The 16,563-nt window shown below is 71.3% G+C and carries 19 protein-coding genes and 1 pseudogene; 10 read left to right on the top strand and 10 right to left on the bottom strand.

Going from position 1 to position 16,563, the window contains the following annotated elements; all coding sequences use genetic code 11:
* Positions 1-23: 23 nt before the first annotated feature.
* The gene (locus tag ACSHXN_RS10550; RefSeq protein WP_356112089.1) at positions 24-653 is read right to left on the bottom strand and encodes a winged helix-turn-helix transcriptional regulator; all 630 of its coding nucleotides are present in this window, start codon (positions 651-653) and stop codon (positions 24-26) included.
* An 87-nt stretch (positions 654-740) separates the two neighbouring features.
* Between ACSHXN_RS10550 and ACSHXN_RS10555 the strand changes: the two genes are divergently transcribed.
* The 4 genes from ACSHXN_RS10555 (at position 741) to ACSHXN_RS10570 (ending at position 3,925) form a co-directional block, all read left to right on the top strand.
* Positions 741-1,949 (top strand): pyridoxal phosphate-dependent aminotransferase, encoded by a 1,209-nt coding sequence (locus ACSHXN_RS10555; RefSeq protein WP_355127994.1) that lies wholly within the window; start codon positions 741-743, stop codon positions 1,947-1,949.
* Between the two features lie 85 nt (positions 1,950-2,034).
* A complete protein-coding gene (locus ACSHXN_RS10560; protein WP_355127992.1) occupies positions 2,035-2,685 on the top strand; it encodes a histidine phosphatase family protein in 651 nt (216 codons plus the stop codon).
* A 57-nt stretch (positions 2,686-2,742) separates the two neighbouring features.
* Complete coding sequence (locus ACSHXN_RS10565; protein ID WP_355127990.1) at positions 2,743-3,372, top strand: hypothetical protein; 630 nt, start codon at positions 2,743-2,745, stop codon at positions 3,370-3,372.
* A gap of 118 nt (positions 3,373-3,490) precedes the next feature.
* Positions 3,491-3,925: an acyl-CoA thioesterase gene (locus ACSHXN_RS10570; RefSeq protein ID WP_355127988.1), complete on the top strand. Its 435-nt coding sequence runs from the start codon at positions 3,491-3,493 to the stop codon at positions 3,923-3,925.
* Positions 3,926-3,935: 10 nt separating this feature from the next.
* Here the strand turns inward: ACSHXN_RS10570 and ACSHXN_RS10575 are convergent, their stop codons facing one another.
* On the bottom strand, positions 3,936-4,337 hold the full coding sequence (locus ACSHXN_RS10575; protein ID WP_383351852.1) for a winged helix-turn-helix transcriptional regulator: 402 nt from the start codon (positions 4,335-4,337) through the stop codon (positions 3,936-3,938).
* A gap of 101 nt (positions 4,338-4,438) precedes the next feature.
* Between ACSHXN_RS10575 and ACSHXN_RS10580 the strand changes: the two genes are divergently transcribed.
* Complete coding sequence (locus tag ACSHXN_RS10580; RefSeq protein WP_356292709.1) at positions 4,439-5,869, top strand: MFS transporter; 1,431 nt, start codon at positions 4,439-4,441, stop codon at positions 5,867-5,869.
* 133 nt (positions 5,870-6,002) lie between these two features.
* Entirely contained in the window at positions 6,003-6,596 is a 594-nt protein-coding gene (locus ACSHXN_RS10585) for a 3'-5' exonuclease (protein ID WP_438302984.1), read from the top strand.
* Positions 6,597-6,670: 74 nt separating this feature from the next.
* Here the strand turns inward: ACSHXN_RS10585 and ACSHXN_RS10590 are convergent.
* From ACSHXN_RS10590 to ACSHXN_RS10620, 7 genes and pseudogenes are all read right to left on the bottom strand, one after another.
* A pseudogene (locus ACSHXN_RS10590) lies at positions 6,671-6,949 on the bottom strand (hypothetical protein); the annotation flags it as partial.
* A 99-nt stretch (positions 6,950-7,048) separates the two neighbouring features.
* On the bottom strand, positions 7,049-8,428 hold the full coding sequence (locus tag ACSHXN_RS10595; protein WP_438302985.1) for an 8-oxoguanine deaminase: 1,380 nt from the start codon (positions 8,426-8,428) through the stop codon (positions 7,049-7,051).
* Positions 8,429-8,552: 124 nt separating this feature from the next.
* Positions 8,553-9,473: a factor-independent urate hydroxylase gene (gene pucL / locus ACSHXN_RS10600; RefSeq protein WP_438302986.1), complete on the bottom strand. Its 921-nt coding sequence runs from the start codon at positions 9,471-9,473 to the stop codon at positions 8,553-8,555.
* Between the two features lie 8 nt (positions 9,474-9,481).
* On the bottom strand, positions 9,482-9,880 hold the full coding sequence (gene uraH, locus ACSHXN_RS10605; RefSeq protein WP_438302987.1) for a hydroxyisourate hydrolase: 399 nt from the start codon (positions 9,878-9,880) through the stop codon (positions 9,482-9,484).
* Between the two features lie 12 nt (positions 9,881-9,892).
* Entirely contained in the window at positions 9,893-10,402 is a 510-nt protein-coding gene (gene uraD / locus ACSHXN_RS10610) for a 2-oxo-4-hydroxy-4-carboxy-5-ureidoimidazoline decarboxylase (RefSeq protein WP_355127974.1), read from the bottom strand.
* Positions 10,403-10,576: 174 nt separating this feature from the next.
* Positions 10,577-10,945 (bottom strand): helix-turn-helix domain-containing protein, encoded by a 369-nt coding sequence (locus ACSHXN_RS10615; protein ID WP_355798158.1) that lies wholly within the window; start codon positions 10,943-10,945, stop codon positions 10,577-10,579.
* Positions 10,942-11,190 (bottom strand): hypothetical protein, encoded by a 249-nt coding sequence (locus ACSHXN_RS10620; RefSeq protein ID WP_355798306.1) that lies wholly within the window; start codon positions 11,188-11,190, stop codon positions 10,942-10,944. The genes ACSHXN_RS10615 and ACSHXN_RS10620 overlap by 4 nt, the downstream gene beginning before the upstream one ends.
* 264 nt (positions 11,191-11,454) lie before the next feature.
* Here ACSHXN_RS10620 and ACSHXN_RS10625 point away from each other — a divergent pair, with 264 nt between their 5' ends.
* The 4 genes from ACSHXN_RS10625 (at position 11,455) to ACSHXN_RS10640 (ending at position 14,609) form a co-directional block, all read left to right on the top strand.
* Complete coding sequence (locus ACSHXN_RS10625) at positions 11,455-12,294, top strand: TIM barrel protein (protein WP_356112099.1); 840 nt, start codon at positions 11,455-11,457, stop codon at positions 12,292-12,294.
* A gap of 43 nt (positions 12,295-12,337) precedes the next feature.
* Positions 12,338-13,231 carry a 2-hydroxy-3-oxopropionate reductase gene (locus ACSHXN_RS10630; protein WP_355798160.1) on the top strand — a complete coding sequence of 298 codons (894 nt, stop codon included), beginning with the start codon at positions 12,338-12,340 and terminating at the stop codon, positions 13,229-13,231.
* A 405-nt stretch (positions 13,232-13,636) separates the two neighbouring features.
* Positions 13,637-13,873 (top strand): hypothetical protein, encoded by a 237-nt coding sequence (locus tag ACSHXN_RS10635; RefSeq protein WP_345545625.1) that lies wholly within the window; start codon positions 13,637-13,639, stop codon positions 13,871-13,873.
* A gap of 97 nt (positions 13,874-13,970) precedes the next feature.
* Entirely contained in the window at positions 13,971-14,609 is a 639-nt protein-coding gene (locus ACSHXN_RS10640; RefSeq protein ID WP_356112110.1) for a TIGR04222 domain-containing membrane protein, read from the top strand.
* A 123-nt stretch (positions 14,610-14,732) separates the two neighbouring features.
* Here ACSHXN_RS10640 and gcl read toward each other — a convergent pair whose 3' ends face one another.
* Entirely contained in the window at positions 14,733-16,517 is a 1,785-nt protein-coding gene (gene gcl / locus ACSHXN_RS10645; protein WP_355127966.1) for a glyoxylate carboligase, read from the bottom strand.
* Positions 16,518-16,563: the final 46 nt, after the last annotated feature.

The raw sequence follows: 16,563 nt of genomic DNA on the forward strand, positions 1-16,563 counted from the left end.
CGCGGGAGCGCCGGGGGCGTGGCTCACTCCCCACGCAGCGACTTGGCGAGCCTGCCCTCGCCCGAGACCTCCACGCGTCCCGCCCGCACGGCCTGATGCAGCGTCAGGACGCCTTGGCTCAGCGCCGTGCACGTGTCGCCGTCGAGCGCCAGCCGGGCGTCGGGCTCACCGGGGGCGGCGCCGTCGCCGTAGACCTGGCCGTCCGCTGCACCGCCCAGCCACAGATGGAACTCCCCCTCGTCCAAACGGACTTCGACCAGGCCCTCCCCGTCCAGCGAGCGCAGCAGCGGCAGCGCGAACCAGTGCGCGCGCACCGCGTCCGTCGGCCTGCGCTCCGCCAGTGCGGGCGCGCCCCAGTCGCCGAGCGCCTGGAGCACCGGGAGCAGACCTCTTCCGTGGGCGGTGAGTTCGTACACGAACGCGACTCCGGGCGGCGGCAGCCGCCGCCGTGTGGTCAGCCCGTCGCGCTCCATGTCCTTCAGCCGTGACGCCAGGACGTCGGTGCTCACACCCGGCAGGTCCGCGTGCAGATCGGTGTAGCGGCGCGGTCCCGCGAGCAGCTCACGGACGATCAGGAGAGTCCAGCGGTCGCCGACGGCGTCGAGGGCCCGGGCCGTGGAGCAGTACTGGTCGTAGCTTCGGCGAGGTGACATGCGACGCAGTCTAGACACCTTGTTGGACTTACCAAGCTGCCACTTGGTAAAACCAAGCAACACCAGTCGGCGGAGGGGAAGCGGCACATGGAGTTCCGGCAGTCGAGCAAGCTCAGCGAGGTCTGTTACGAGATCCGCGGCCCGGTGATCGAGCACGCGAACGCGCTGGAGGAGGCGGGCCACAGCGTGCTGCGCCTGAACACCGGCAACCCCGCCCTCTTCGGCTTCGAGGCGCCGGAGGAGATCCTCCAGGACATGATCCGGATGCTGCCGCAGGCGCACGGCTACACGGACTCGCGCGGCGTCCTCTCCGCCCGCCGCGCCGTGGCCCAGCGCTACCAGGAGCGGGGCCTGGAGGTGGACGTCGACGACGTGTTCCTCGGAAACGGCGTCTCGGAGCTGGTCTCGATGGCCGTGCAGGCGCTGCTGGAGGACGGCGACGAGATCCTCATCCCGGCACCGGACTTCCCCCTGTGGACGGCCGTGACGACCCTGGCGGGCGGCAAGGCGGTCCACTACCTGTGCGACGAACAGGCCGACTGGTACCCCGACCTGGACGACATGGCGGCCAAGATCACCGACCGCACCCGGGCCGTCGTCATCATCAACCCCAACAACCCCACGGGCGCGGTCTACCCGAAGGAGGTCATCGAGGGCATCCTCGACCTCGCACGCCGGCACGGCCTGATGGTCCTCGCCGACGAGATCTACGACCAGATCCTGTACGACGGCGCCGTGCACCACTCGGCGGCCGCGCTCGCCCCCGACCTGGTGGTCCTCACCTTCTGCGGGCTGTCGAAGACGTACCGGGTGGCGGGCTTCCGCTCCGGATGGCTGGTGGTGACCGGTCCGAAGCAGCACGCGCGCAACTACCTCGAGGGCCTGACCATGCTGGCCTCCATGCGGCTGTGCGCCAACGCCCCGGCCCAGTACGCGATCCAGGCCGCGCTCGGCGGACGGCAGTCCATCCACGAGCTGACCGCACCGGGCGGCCGCCTGCACGAGCAGCGCGACCGCGCCTGGGAGAAGCTCAACGAGATCCCCGGCGTCTCCTGTGTGAAGCCGAAGGGCGCGCTGTACGCCTTTCCGCGCCTCGATCCGAAGGTCCATCCGATCCACGACGACGAGAAGTTCGTCCTGGACCTGCTGCTGCGGGAGAAGATCCAGGTGGTCCAGGGCACCGGCTTCAACTGGCCCGCTCCCGACCACTTCCGCATCCTCACGCTTCCGTACGCGGACGACCTGGAGGCGGCGATCGGGCGCATCGGCCGGTTCCTCGGCGGATACCGCCAGTAGGGGGCGGCCGTCTGGCTCAATCCGCCCTGCCGGCGCCGCATGCCTGTGGCACGGTGCCGTTAGACGGAAACAGGAAGGGCACGGCGTGGGCGACCTCATTCTCGTCCGGCACGGGGAGACCGAGTGGTCGCTGTCCGGGCGGCACACCGGGCGTACCGACGTGCCGCTCACCGACAACGGCCGGGAGCAGGCGCGTCGGCTGGCGCCGCTGATCGCTCGGCACCACATCGCGGCGGCGTTCGTCAGCCCGATGCAGCGGGCCCTCGAGACGGCCCGGCTGGCCGGTATCGGCGGCGCGCGCGTCGACGCGGACCTGTCCGAATGGGACTACGGCGGGTACGAGGGGGTCACCACCGTCGAGATCCACCGGACGCGGCCGGACTGGTTCCTGTTCACCGACGGGGTCGAACCCGGACCGCCCGAGCATCCCGGGGAGAGCGCGGACGAGGTCGGGACGCGTGCGGACCGCATGCTCGCCAAGATCGACGCGGCGCTGGGCGACGCCGAGGGCAGCGTGGTCGTGGTCTCCCACGGCCATTTCCTGCGAGTGCTGACCGCGCGGCGCCTCGGCCTGTCCGCCTCGGCCGGCGCGCTGTTCCTGCTCTCCACCGGAACGATGAGCCGGCTGGGCCTTGAGCACCGCCGCCATGTCGTGGCCGGCTGGAATGTCAGACCCGACGCGTACTGTTCCCATGGGTCCCTCTCCGCGGGAGAGGCGGGACTCCCGGAGAACTGACCCGGAGCCCGGGCGCCGGCCCCCGGCCCGGTCCGCCCGCGCGGGAAGGAGGACGCCGTGACCCGGCCGCCGACCGCCGCGCAGCGGCGTGTCATCGACACCGCCGACCCCGTGACCGGGCGCCTGAGGGGCACGGACGCCCAGCTCTCCGCCCTGGTGAAGCGGGGCCTCGCCTTCCGGCATCCGCGTCCGCCGCACGACCACTTCCTGACCCCCGCGGGCCATCGGATCCGGGAGGCGCCGCCCGTCGAGGAACCGGCGGATTCGGCCGCGCCCCCGGGGGACACGGGTGTGTTCGCCGCGCGCGTGGGCGGCGAGGATGCCGCGGACGCGACCCCCGCGCGGCGGCGGGAGGTGCACAGCGCCTGGCAGGGGCTCATGGAACTGCGCCGGATGACGAATCCGGGCGACGCCACGGACCGCCCGTGCGCGTGGGAGCGCGCCAATCTGGTGCGGTCCGCCGCGCTCGCGCTGGAGGCGGCGGGACATCGTCCCGCGCCGGGCGACGGCGCGGGCTATCACGTACGGGCGACGGCGCAGCCGGAGGCGATCGCCGTCCATCACGAGGACCTCGCGGCGCTGCGCGCCTGCGCGGCCACACTGGAGGAGGCGGGCTGGCAGGTGAGCGAGCACTCCGAGCCGAGGACCCGGGCGCGGTACCTCCTGGCGTCGCCGCGTCGCAGATGAGCCGCCCGCGGTGCGAACAGCCCACCGCCGGAGGGTGGTTGGCATCGGCCGGATGATCGGCGCGCTGAGCCCTGACGTAGATTTCCTACGTCTGATGCCGTCACCTTGGAGGAAGCTCATGGCCGACACCGCCGCAGTCCCGTTCTCCGTCGGGGTCACCGTCCGCGGGTACGAGACCGACGCTCTGGGCCACCTCAACCAGAGTGTCTATCTGCAGTACGCCGAGCACGCGCGCTGGAGCATTCTCCAGGCCGCCGGGGTGGCTCCGTCCGAGCTGCTCGCCAGGGGCATCGGACCGGTCGTCCTCGAAACGAAGATCCGCTATCTGCGCGAACTGCGCGCAGGCGACGAGGTCGAGGTGACGTGCGCCTTCGAGTGGGGCGAGGGCAAGACCTTCCGGGTGGCGCAGACGATCCGCAAGGCGGACGGCACGGTCTCCGCGGAGATCGCGTCGGTGGGCGGGCTGATGGATCTCAAGGAGCGCCGGCTGGTGGCCGACCCGCAGGGGTACTTCCGGTCACTGGCACTCGAGCCGAAGGTGTTCGGCCTGTGAGGTCCCCGGCCTACGCACCGAGCTGCTCCGGGCGGTGCTCCACGTCGTAGGCGGCACGCGCCTCGGCGATGTGGACGCGGTTGCGCTCGGCCCAGTCGGTGAGCCGTTGCAGGGTCTCGTGCAGTTCCTGGGCCATGGGCGTGAGTGCGTACTCCACCTTCGGCGGTACCGTCGCATGGACGGTACGGGTGACGAGTCCGTCGCGTTCCAGGTTGCGCAGCGTCAGCGTGAGCATGCGACGGCTGATGCCCTCGATGCCGCGCTCCAGCTCCGTGAAGCGGATGGGCCCGTGCGCGGCGGCCACCAGGATCTGCACGCTCCATTTGCCGGCGACCCTGTCAAGAACCTCGCGGACCGGGCACGCGTGCGCGTTCACGACCTGCGCGGTAACACCGGTGTTCCTCTGGGACATTGAAGTGCCTCCTTACGCCGCCCACCATGGTCACTGACGATTGGCCCCGTTACAAGTCGTGCACCTTTGGTGCCCATGGAGATGACGGAGGCCACGAGGTCATGTCGACCACGACCGGGGCATCGGCGCGCACGGCGTCGCCGCACCGCACGTACTCCCGCTGGGCGTCCCTCGCCGTTCTGTGCGCGGGAACGCTGATGACGATCCTGGACGGCAACATCGTCACGGTGGCGATGCCGGCCGTCCAGAGCGACCTCGGGTTCAGCGGACCGGGACTCGCCTGGGTCGTCAACGCGTATCTGATCCCCTTCGGAGGGCTGCTCCTGCTGGCGGGACGGCTCGGGGACCTGGTGGGCCGCAAACGGATGTTCGTGGCGGGGCTCGCCGTGTTCACCGCGGCCTCCGTACTGTGCGGTGTGGCCACCGGGCAGGGCGTGCTGATCGCGGCACGGGCCGTACAGGGCGTGGGCGGCGCCATGGCGTCGGCCGTGGTGCTCGGCATGCTGGTCGCGCTGTTTCCCGAGCCGCGGGAACAGGCCCGCGCCATCGCCGTGTTCAGCGCCGTCGGCGCGGCGGGCGGCGCACTCGGCACCTTCCTCGGCGGGGCACTGACGCAGCTTCTGGGCTGGCACTGGATCTTCCTGATCAATCTGCCCATCGGGGTGGCCGCCCTGATCGCCGCGGTCCGGGTGCTGGAACCGGAGGACGGTGCCGGGCTCGGCAGAGGGGCCGACTACCCGGGGGCCGCCCTCGTCACCGGCGCGCTGATGCTCACGGTGTACGTCATCGTCGGCGCGGGTGACCGCGGACTCACCGCCACGCTGCTGTCCGGCGTACTCGCCGCCGCCCTCTTCGCGGCCTTCGCCCTCCGCCAGGCGCGGACCGCACAACCGCTGCTGCCGCTGCGTCTGTTCCGCTCCCGTCCGGTGACCGGCGCGAACGCCGTGCAGATCCTGATGATCGGGACGATGTACGGCTTCCAGTTCATCGGCGCGCTGTATCTGCAACGGGTCCTCGGATACAGCGGGTTGGCGACCGGCACGGCCTTCCTGCCGGCACCTGTCGCGATCGGGGTGCTGATGCTCGGCCTGTCCGCGCGGACCATCGGCCGGTTCGGCGCGTACCGGGTCCTGATCGCCGGACTGGTGCTGATCACCGCGGGAATGGCGCTGCTGAGCCGCGTGCCGGCCGACGGCTCCTACCTCCCCGACGTCCTGCCGCCGATGCTCCTGCTGGCCACCGGCTTCGCGGCCGCGATGCCCGCGCTGACCGGGCTCGCCATGTCGGGGGCGCGGGAGGAGGACGCCGGTCTGGCCTCCGGACTGTTCAACACCACCCAGGTGGTGGGCGGTTCACTGGGCCTCGCGGCCCTGTCGACCCTCGCGGCGAGCCGCACCCAAGGGCTGCTCCGGCAGGGTGCGGGGCTGGTGCCGGCCACCGCGGACGGCTATCGGCTCGCGTTCCTGGTGGCGACGGGAATCGCGCTGGCGGCACTCGTACTGGCGGCGGGAGTGCTGCGGAAACGGGCGTGACCGGCGGCGGGGCGGCGGGGCGACGAGCCGCGCTGCCGCCCGGGCGGAGCTCGCAGTGGCCGGGTCCGGCCCGGCACCGCGCGAGGCGGATATGGGGTGCGGGCGCCGTCCCGGGGTGCGATGCTGCACGTCCATGGCACCCCGAACGATCAAGCCGAGTCTGTACATCTCCGTGGACATCGAGGCGGACGGCCCGATTCCGGGCCCGTACTCCATGGTGAGCCTGGGCGCGGCGGTGGCCGGGGTCCAGGACGCCGAGGGCTTCACCGCGGCCGATCCGCAGCGGCAGACCTTCTACCGCGAACTGCGGCCCATCAGCGAGGAGTTCGATCCGCGGGCGCTGGCGGTGAGCGGGCTCGACCGGGAGCGGCTGAAGACCGAGGGAAGCGAACCCCGGGTCGCGCTGGCGGAGTTCGGTGACTGGGTGCGTCAAGTGAGCACCGGTGGGCAGCCCGTGATGTGCGGCTATCCGGCCTCGTACGACTGGACGTTCCTGTACTGGTATCTGATCCGCTTCACGGGTGCGAGCCCGTTCGGCCACTCCGGCTGCCTGGACATGAAGACCCTCTACGCGACGAAGGCGGGGCTCCCCCTGCGCGCGGTCGCCAAGCGCACGATGCCGCGCCATCTGCTCTCCAAGCGCCCTCACTCGCACCACGCCCTCGACGACGCGGTGGAGCAGGCCGAACTCCTCGCCAACCTCATGGCATGGCCGGGTCCCGCGTAGGCACCGACTCTCACCGGCTCAGCGCGCCGCCGCGATCTCCTCGCCCGCTTCCATGGCACGGGGCGCGCCCTCGGACCCGCGGTGAACAGACAGGCGCCGGTGAGAAAGGTCAGGTCGGTGCCGGTCAGGCCTGCGGCCGCACCGACGATCACAGGTGGGGCGACGACCCCGGCGTACAGGGCGGCCCCATGGTGCAGGCCACTGGCCGCCGTCTTGAGGGCCGGGAGTTTCTCGTCGACCGGGTGGGCGGCCACGGTGGCGCCTCCGGTCGGTGGCACGTCGGCTCCGACGTGGGGAGAGGGTGGTGCATGTGGTCGGGTGGGTTCGGGGAGGGAAGTCCGTCTCCGGGGCACGCACGTCCCTGCGTGCCCCGGAGACGGGTGCCGTGGATCCCGCTCGGGTCCACGGCCGCCGGCCGGGAGCCGTCCCTCCCCGCCGGAGTCCTCGGCTGCTCAGTCGCGCCCGGCGATCCGCGCCAGGCGCCGGGCCTCGTCCCGTGTGGAGCGGGCGACGGCTTCCTCGTCGACGTGCAGCAGTCGGCCGTTCTCGACGACCGGTTCGCCGTTCACCAGCGAGAGCGTGACCGGGGCCGCCGCACCGAGGACCAGCGCGGTCACCGGGTCGGCGATCGAGGCGTGGGCCAGGGTGTCGAGCTTCCAGAGCACGAGGTCGGCGAGCTTGCCCGGCTCCAGGGAACCGATCTCCGCGGAGCGGCCCAGGACCTGAGCGCCCCCGTAGGTGCCCAGGCGCAGTGCCTGACGGGCGTTCAGGGCGGCCTCCCGATGGGCGCCCAGCCGGTTGATCAGCACCGCGTTGCGCAGTTCGGTGTGGAGTTCGCCGGACTCGTTGGAGGCCGTGCCGTCGACGCCGAGCCCGACCGGTACGCCGGCGGCGAGCATGTCGGGGACGCGGGCGATGCCCGCCGCCAGACGGGCGTTGGACGAGGGGCAGTGCGCAACCCCCGTCCGTGTGCGGGCGAAGGCCGCGATGTCGGAGTCGTTCATGTGGACGCAGTGCGCCATCCACACGTCCTCGCCCAGCCAGCCGGTGGACTCGAAGTAGTCCGTCGGGCCCATGCCGAACAGCTCGTGGCAGAACTTCTCCTCCTCCACCGTCTCGGACCCGTGGGTGTGCAGCCGCACGCCCTTGCGCCGTGCCAGCTCCGCCCCTTGGCGCAGCAGTTCGGTGCTGACGGAGAACGGGGAGCACGGCGCGACCGCGACCTGGACCATGGCGTCGAACGAGACGTCGTGGTGTTCGTCGACGGTCGCCTCGGTCGCGGCCAGCGCACCTTCCAGGGTCTCGACCGCGAAGTCGGGCGGCAGGCCGTCGTCCTTCTCGCTGCGGTCCATCGAGCCACGGGCCAGGGTGAACCGGACGCCCGCCTCACGGGCGGCGCGGATGACCGCGCCGGACAGGTCCCCGGAACCCTTGGGGTGGACGTAGTGATGGTCCATGGCGGTGGTCACGCCGCCGCGGGCCATCATGGCCAGTGAACCCTGGGCGGCCGCGTAGACCATGGGCTCGTCGATGCGCGCCCAGATCGGGTACAGCGCGACGAGCCAGTCGAACAGGTTGTGGTCGGTCGCCAGGCCCCGGGTGATCCACTGGTAGAAGTGGTGGTGGGTGTTGACCAGGCCGGGGGTGACCAGGTGGCCGGAGGCGTCGACGCGCCGCACGACGTTCTCCAGGTTCTCCGGCGCCCTGCCCGCGCCGACCGCCTCGATCCGGTTCCCGGCGACGACGACATGGCCCGAGGCGTACTCGGTGTCGTCGGCGTCCACGGTCGCGATCGCACAGTTCTCGATGACGATGCGCCGGTCTGCTGCCACGGTTCGTCCTTTTCGCTCTGTGGAGAGGGCACGGCAGGACCCAGGGAGTTTGAGTGCCGCGGCCCGGGGGCCTCGGGTGCCGAAGGAGGAGGGTGCCCCCGGCGGACCGGGGGCGCCCGGTGCGTCAGAGGCCGGTGAGGTCCACCGGGATCCCCGCCTCGCACCCGTCCCGCAGGACGGTGGCCTCGATCAGGCCGTAGGGGCGGTCGGCCGCGAGGTACACCTCGTTGTCGTTCTTCAGTCCGAACGGCTCCAGGTCCACCAGGAAGTGGTGCTTGTTCGGGAGGGAGAAGCGGACCTCGTCGATCTCGTCGCGGTGCTCGATGATGCGTGCCCCCATCTCGTACAGCGTCTGCTGCAGCGACAGGGAGTAGGTGTCGGCGAAGGCCTGGAGCAGGTGGCTTCTGGTCTGCTCGTAGGAGTTCTCCCAGTCGGGCATCTCCCGTGCGTCCTCGGTCCAGTTGAACCGCCAGCGGCCGGAGACCTCGGTGGCCAGGATGCGGTCGTAGGCCTCGGGGAGCGTCGTGTACTTGTCCTTGACGTAGCCCCAGAACTCGGAGTCGGTCGAGTTCATCACGACGAGGTCCTTCAGACCCGAGACGACCTCCCATGTCCCACCGTCGTACGTGATCTGCGCCAGCCGGGTCTCCCGGCCCTCGCGGACGAAGGAGTGGGCGCCTTCACCGGGGGTCTCGATCCGCTGCCAGGCGTACTCCTCGATGCGGATGCGTGCCCGCCGGATGGGCTGCTGCGAGCTCACGAAGTGCCGGGCCAGATGGATGCCGAACTGCTCGGCGGACTCGATGCCGTGCTCCTTGGCGAACGCGTACACCGTGTTCTTGGTGGTGTCGGTCGGCAGGACGTGGGCGTTCGAGCCGGAGTAGTGGACCTCCTCCATGTCGCCGGAGAGCGACACCGAGACGTTGAGGTCCTTGACGTGGTGGGTGGCGCCGTCCCTCGTGATCTTGACGACGCGGTTCTCCGCCTTGCCGTACTGGTTCTGCCCCAGGACCGCCGGGCGGGCCGGGTGGGAATGGACTGCCATGGTGTCTGCTAGCTCCCTCGGTATACGGAGTAGCCGAACGGGTTGAGCAGCAGCGGTACGTGGTAGTGCTCGCCCGGTACGACCGTGAACGTGATCGCCACCTCCGGGAAGAACACTCCTGCCGCACCACTGTCCCGATTCGCGGGGGCGTCCTGCTGCGCATCGGCTTGCTTCTTCTCGAAGTACGCCTCGACGGCGAAGTCGAGCCGTACGTGGGTCGTTCCCTCCGGCGGGGCCGGGAGGTCCTTGCACCGGCCGGCCGCGTCGGTCGTGCCGCCACCGAGCGCCCGCCAGTCCGCGCCACGGCCCGATCGGGCAAAGAGGCGGACGGCGACTCCCCCGGCGGGGCGGCCGGCGCTGGTGTCCAGGATGTGCGTGGACACGGAGGCGGTGGTCTCGGTGCTCATGCGGTTTCCTCTTCAGGCGGTGTCGAGCAGTCGGGCGAGCCGAACACGGTTGATCATGCCCAGTTCGGTGCGGACGACCTCCCGCTCCCGCTCCGGCGCGTTGCCGATCCGCTCCCTGGCCGCGTCACGCATCTCCTCCCCGGTCTTCCCGGTCGCGCAGATCAGGAAGACATGGCCGAACTTCTCCTGGTACGCCAGATTGAGTTCGAGCATCTCCGCCTTGAGTTCCTCGGCGGCGCCGGCCATGCCGCGCTGCTCGCGGGCCGAGGCGGGGTCCCCGGCCCGGGGGCGGCCGATCGGGGGGTGCCCCGCCATGGCCTCGTCCAGGTCTTCCGCGGTCAGTCCGGCCACGGCGGCGTCGTTCGCGGCGTAGAGGTCCTCGACTGCGCCGTAGGGGCGCGCGGCGAGCAGCCGCCCGGCCCATGCCGTGGAGGCGCACACCTCCAGGAGCACGGCCAGGGCCGTCTGCTCCGCCAGGGAGTTGAACCGGGTGAGACCCGGCGGCGTGGATGTCGACGTCACGGGAGCCTCCGTGGCCTGGGGGCGGAACGGCTTGCGAACAGCTAACGCCCACCCGCGACGCAACGTCAACACTTTGTTGAAAATTCGGGGTGACGGGGGCCGGAACACGGAAACCGCCGCCCGGGCACCGGGCGGCGGCTCGCAGCAGACGCGGGGAAGGGACTCCGGGCCCGATCAGGTCCCCTTCTCGCGGTTGAGATAGTTGTAGACGGTGAAGCGGCTCACGCCGAGTGCGCCTGCGACGGTCTCCACGCCATGGCGCACGGAGAAGGCACCGCGCGCCTCCAGTATCCGGACGACCTCCTGCTTGGCCTTGCGGTCCAGCTCGGCCAGCGGCCTGCCGCGCCGGCGCTCCATCGCGGCCAGGATGTGATCGAGCGAGTCGGCGAGTTGGGGCAGTCGCACGGCGACGACGTCCGCGCCCTCCCAGACGAGTACGACATCGTCGGGGCCGGCCTGGTCCGGGGGCAGCATCTCACCGCCCATGGCGTCGACGAGGGGCTTCACGGCCGCGATGAACGGCTCGTCGCCCAGGCCGGTCACTCCGCCTCCCCGATCACGTTGACCTGCAGGGAGATCCGGGTGGCACCGGCCTCCAGGGACGTGCGCAGCACCGCGCCGACGGCATCGAGCACCGCATCGGCGCCCCCCTCCGCGGTGTTGCCGAACGGGCCCACGTCCACGGCGTCCAGTTCGGCCGAACCGAGGACCTCCCGGGCGACCAGCGCGTGCGCCGGCGCCTCGTCGAGATCGAAGGGCTCGGTCGTGAACTCCACCCTCAATCGCACCTGCGCCCCCATGGCATCTCCTCCGACCCGCGCGTACCCGCCGGGTCCACCGCCGGGGTCGGACCGCCCCAGCCACCTGCAGAGACCTTAACGGACCACTCCGGGAGCCCCACCCCGAGAAGAGGGCGGGAGCAGCACCCGGTTCGCACCCGCCGGGGACGGGCTCGGTTTTCGGTGCGCGCCCTTGACAGCCTCCACCCCCGGCGGCAGGCTTTCCATCAAGCAGAAAGTTAGTTCCGTGATACGGAAAAGGAGCGGAACCCGATGGGATTCGCCGACCAGCGCTTCAACGTCAACCTGTCGATCCTCTTCACGGAGCTGCCCCTCCTGGAACGTCCCGCGGCCGCCGCGGCGGCGGGCTTCACCGCGGTCGAACTGTGGTGGCCCTGGGCCGACTCCCCCACCCCGGAGCGGTCCCGGCTGGACGCCCTGAGACAGGCGATCGAGGACGCGGGAGTCCGGCTCACCGGACTGAACTTCTACGCGGGACAGCTTCCGGGCCCCGACCGCGGGGCACTGTCGGTCCCGGGCGAGGAGTCGGAAAGGTTCCGCGCCAACGTCGACGTCGCCGCGGACTTCGCGCAGTCGCTCGGCTGCAAGGCGCTGAACGCCCTGTACGGCAACCGCGTCGACGGTGTGGACCCCGCAGCACAGGACGCGCTCGCCCTGGAGAACCTGGTGCTCGCGGCGCGGGCCGCGGAGCGCATCGGGGCCGTGTTGCTGGTCGAGGCCCTCAACAGGCCGGAGTCGCCGCTGTACCCGTTGGTGAGCGCCCCCTCCGCGGTGGAGGTCGCGGACGCGGTCGACGCCGCGACCGGCCTCGGCAACGCGAGGTTCCTGATGGACCTCTACCACCTGTCGATGAACGGCGAGGACCTGCCGTCGGTGATCGAGCGGTACGCCCCGAGGACCGGCCACGTCCAGATCGCCGACAACCCCGGCCGCGGCGCACCGGGCACGGGGTCCCTCCCCCTCGAGGACCTCCTCGACCGACTGACCGAGGCGGGCTACGACGGCTGGGTCGGCCTGGAGTACAAGCCGGGGGACGCACCGAGCGCCGAGGCCTTCGGCTGGCTGCCCGCCCACGCACGCGCCGCCCGCTGAGCGGCAACCCACCGACGTATCGCAGCAGTCAGAGAGGCACCCCATGACCACCACGCTTCCCAAGATCGCCTGGATAGGCCTCGGCATCATGGGCTCCCCCATGTCGGAGAACCTGATCAAGGCGGGATACGACGTCACCGGCTACACCCTCGAGCAGGAGAAGCTGGAGCGGCTGAGCGCCGCGGGCGGCACCGCGGCCGGTTCCGTCGCCGAGGCCGTCCGGGGCGCCGATGTCGTGATCACGATGGTGCCCGCGTCCCCGCAGGTCGAGGCCGTCGCATACGGTCCGGACGGCATCCTGGAGAACGCCCGGCCCGGCACCCTCCTGATCGACATGTCCTCGATCACCCCGCGGACGTCCGTCGATCTCGCGGCGGCCGCCGGGAAGAAGGGCATCCGGGTGCTCGACGCCCCGGTCTCCGGCGGTGAGGCCGGCGCGGTCGAGGCCGTGCTGTCGATCATGGTCGGCGGTGAGCAGGCCGACTTCGACGCGGCGCGGCCGGTCTTCGAGGTACTCGGCAGGACCGTCGTCCTGTGCGGTCCGCACGGATCGGGCCAGACGGTGAAGGCCGCCAACCAGCTGATCGTCGCGGTGAACATCCAGGCGTGCGCGGAGGCCGTGGTGTTCCTGGAGAGGTCGGGCGTGGACCTGGGGGCGGCCCTCGACGTCCTGGGCGGCGGACTCGCCGGCTCCACGGTGCTGGCCCGCAAGAAGGACAACTTCCTGACCCGCGACTTCAAGCCGGGGTTCCGCATCGACCTGCACCACAAGGACATGGGCATCGTCACGGACGCGGCCCGCACCGTGGGGGCCGCCATCCCGGTGGGTGCCGTCGTCGCCCAACTGGTCGCCAGTCTGCGGGCGCAGGGTGACGGTGGACTGGACCACTCGGCCCTGCTGCGCGGTGTGGAACGCCTCTCCGGCGAGCAGGTCTGACACCTCCGAGACTCCGGGCCGCGGCGGCGCCGACAACTGTCCTGTCGCGCCCAAGGCGCCGCCACGGCCCGGAAACCACCTTCGACGAGCCCCAGACCGCGTCCGGACCCTGACGGAAGGTCGGGAAGCGGACGCATGGCCCGCCGCCGGCGGACGACCCGGATGAGGGGTGGTCGCCCGACCCGGCGGCCGGTCGGGGGGAGGGGCGCGGCGGCGAGCGAGCCAGTGCGGTGGTGAAGGCCCGGGGCCCGCTTCTCGACCCGAGAGAGGCTCGCCCCGGACCGTCGCACCCGTCGCGGTCCCCCCTCGAGTACGCATCGGGAGCGCCGGACACGGAACGACGCCTGTCCGGCGCTCTCGGTGTGCCCGGGTGCGGATCGGCCCCGACGGCAGGAGTCTGAAGACATGCAGAACCCAACGGAGCATCCGCACATCGTGGTGCACTCCCCGGCCCTGGACGGCTCGCGCCGGGTCACCGAGGGCCCGGTGACCCTCGGGATCGCCAGTCACCTGGACGACGTCGTCGAGATCCTGCGCCTGGCCGACCTGGACCGGATCGAGGTCGAGGAGAGCGACCTCATCGAGTGGCAGGGCGGCGGCCCCGACGACTGGCCGGGCCTGTCCGAGCACGACACCGAATGAGCCCGCCTACGCCCCCGGGCGTACACCGGGTACGCAACCCTCAAATCAACCTCTGAACACCGCCCGGGAGGCTTCGACTCCCCCTTGGCCGGGGCAGATTCCCGGCACGCGGGACCCGCCGGCACGGGGGCGGCGGGCCCCGCCCCGTTCGGAGGATTCCATGGGCGACACCGAGACGAATCGGCCGGAGCCGCACGAGATCGCGTTTCTGCGGGGCGGTCCGCGCGCCGCCGTCACGGTCGCCGTGCTCGACCTGCATCTGCGAGGCGCCGTCGAGGCGGGCCGAGCGGGCACGATGCGGACGGCACGGGCGCTCGCCGCCGCGGGCCGGCCCGTGCCCGTGCTCACCAAGGCGGTGCATTCCGCGCTCTACCGGCCCGCGGGCCTGCGGCAGTTGATGGACCGGCGGGGCGTGCGCGAGGCGCTGACCGAACTGCGCCGGGAACTCGTGGCGGCCGGACTGCTGCGCGGCTTCCTGCCCGGCCCCACGGTGTCCGGGCGGCGTGAGCGCGGGCGCCTTCGGGACCGCGCCCCGCTCCCCGCGTCCAGGACGGGCCTGTCCGACGACGAACTGCTGCTCGCCGTCGCGCTGTACGGCGACCGGGCGCTGACCGCGCTCGTACCGCGCTTCGCCGGCGAGGCGGGGCTCGTCGGGCGGAGCGGGACCACGGAGCCGGAGTTGCGGCAGTCCTGGGGCGGGAGCGACGGCTCGGGTCTCTCCTGCGGCACGACGTGACGTCGCCATGGGCCTTCGGGGCCGCGGTCCGTGCCGCAGGACGAGGTCCCGGTGCGCGTCGTACGTCCCATGGGGGGACGTGAGGGGCCCCGCCGATTGCGGCGGGGCCCCTCACGGTGTGTGTCAGACCTTCAGCGTCCTGATGGACGTGGGTGCGTGCCCGGGCTCGGTGGCGATCTCCTCGAACTCGACCACCTGGGAGATGTCGTTGGTGGTCGACATCGAGATGTTCGTGACGCGCTCCAGGATCGCCTCGACGACGACCGGGACCCGGTACTCGGCGGCCAGCTTCTTGGCCTGCTCGAAGGCGGCGCCCAGTTCGTTCGGGTCGGTCACCCGGATCGCCTTGCAGCCCAGGCCCTCGGCGACCTTCACATGGTCGACGCCGTAGAGGCCGAGCTCGGGCGAGTTGATGTTCTCGAACTCCAGGTTGACCTGGAAGTCGATCTCGAACGCCCGCTGTGCCTGGCGGATCAGGCCGAGATAGGAGTTGTTCACCAGGACGTGGATGTACGGGATCCGGTGCTGTGCCCCGACGGCCAGCTCCTCGATCAGGAACTGGAAGTCGTAGTCACCGGACAGGGCGACCACGAGCGCCTCCGGATCGGCCTTGGCGACGCCGAGCGCGGCCGGGATGGTCCAGCCGAGCGGTCCGGCCTGGCCGCAGTTGATCCAGTGGCGCGGCTTGAAGACGTGCAGCATCTGGGCGCCGGCGATCTGTGAGAGGCCGATGGTGGAGACGTAACGCGTCTCGGGTCCGAAGGCCTTGTTCATCTCCTCGTAGACGCGCTGCGGTTTGATCGGGATGTCGTCGAAGTGTGTGCGGCGCTGGAGGCGGGCCCTCTTCTCCTGGGCGGCGGCGGCCCATGCGGAGCGGTCGGGCAGCCGGCCCGCCGCCTTCAGCTCGCGTGCCGCCGCGACGAACAGCTCGAGGGCCGCCCCGGCGTCGGAGGCGATGCCGTAGTCCGGGGCGAAGATCTTGCCGATCTGCGTGGGCTCGATGTCCACGTGGACGAACGTGCGTCCCGCGGTGTAGACGTCGAGCCGGCCGGTGTGGCGGTTGGCCCAGCGGTTGCCGATACCGAGGACGAAGTCGGACTCCAGGAACGTCGCGTTGCCGTGCCGGTGCGAGGTCTGCAGGCCCACCATTCCGGCGTTCAGCTCGTGGTCGTCGGGGAGCACGCCCCAGCCCATCAGCGTGGGAACGACCGGAGTACCCGTCAGTTCCGCGAACTCCACGAGGAGTTCGGCGGCGTCGGCGTTGATGACGCCGCCGCCGGCCACGATGAGCGGACGTTCGCAGGCGTTGAGGAGTCCGATCGCCTTGTCGATCTGGGCGCGGGTGGCCGCGGGTTTGTACACCGGCAGCGGCTCGTACGTCTCCGGGTCGAACTCGATCTCGGTGAGCTGGACGTCGACCGGCAGGTCGACGAGCACCGGACCGGGACGGCCGGAGCGCATCAGATGGAAGGCCTGCTGGAAGACGCCCGGGACCTGTGCCGCCTCCAGGACGGTGACGGCCATCTTGGTGACCGGCCTCGCGATCGACGCGATGTCGACGGCCTGGAAGTCCTCTTTGTGGATGACCGCGGTCGGCGCCTGGCCGGTGATGCACAGGATCGGGATCGAGTCGCCGATGGCGGAGTACAGCCCGGTGATCATGTCGGTTCCGGCCGGGCCCGACGTGCCGATGCAGACCCCGATGTTGCCCGGGCGCGTACGGGTGTAGCCCTCCGCCATGTGGGAGGCGCCCTCGACATGGCGGGCGAGGGTGTGGTGAATCCCGCCGGCGGTCTTCAGGGCCGCGTAGAAGGGGTTGATCGCCGCGCCCGGGACCCCGAACGCGTCGCTGACGCCTTCGCGCTTGAGGATCTCGACTGCCGCGCGGGCAGCGGTCATACGAGCCATTGAGTACTCCTGCCTCGGCTGTCGGACTCGCGCTCCCGTCGCGCCC

It is taken from the genome of Streptomyces sp. HUAS TT11 (assembly GCF_051553595.1).
Taxonomy (GTDB): domain Bacteria; phylum Actinomycetota; class Actinomycetes; order Streptomycetales; family Streptomycetaceae; genus Streptomyces.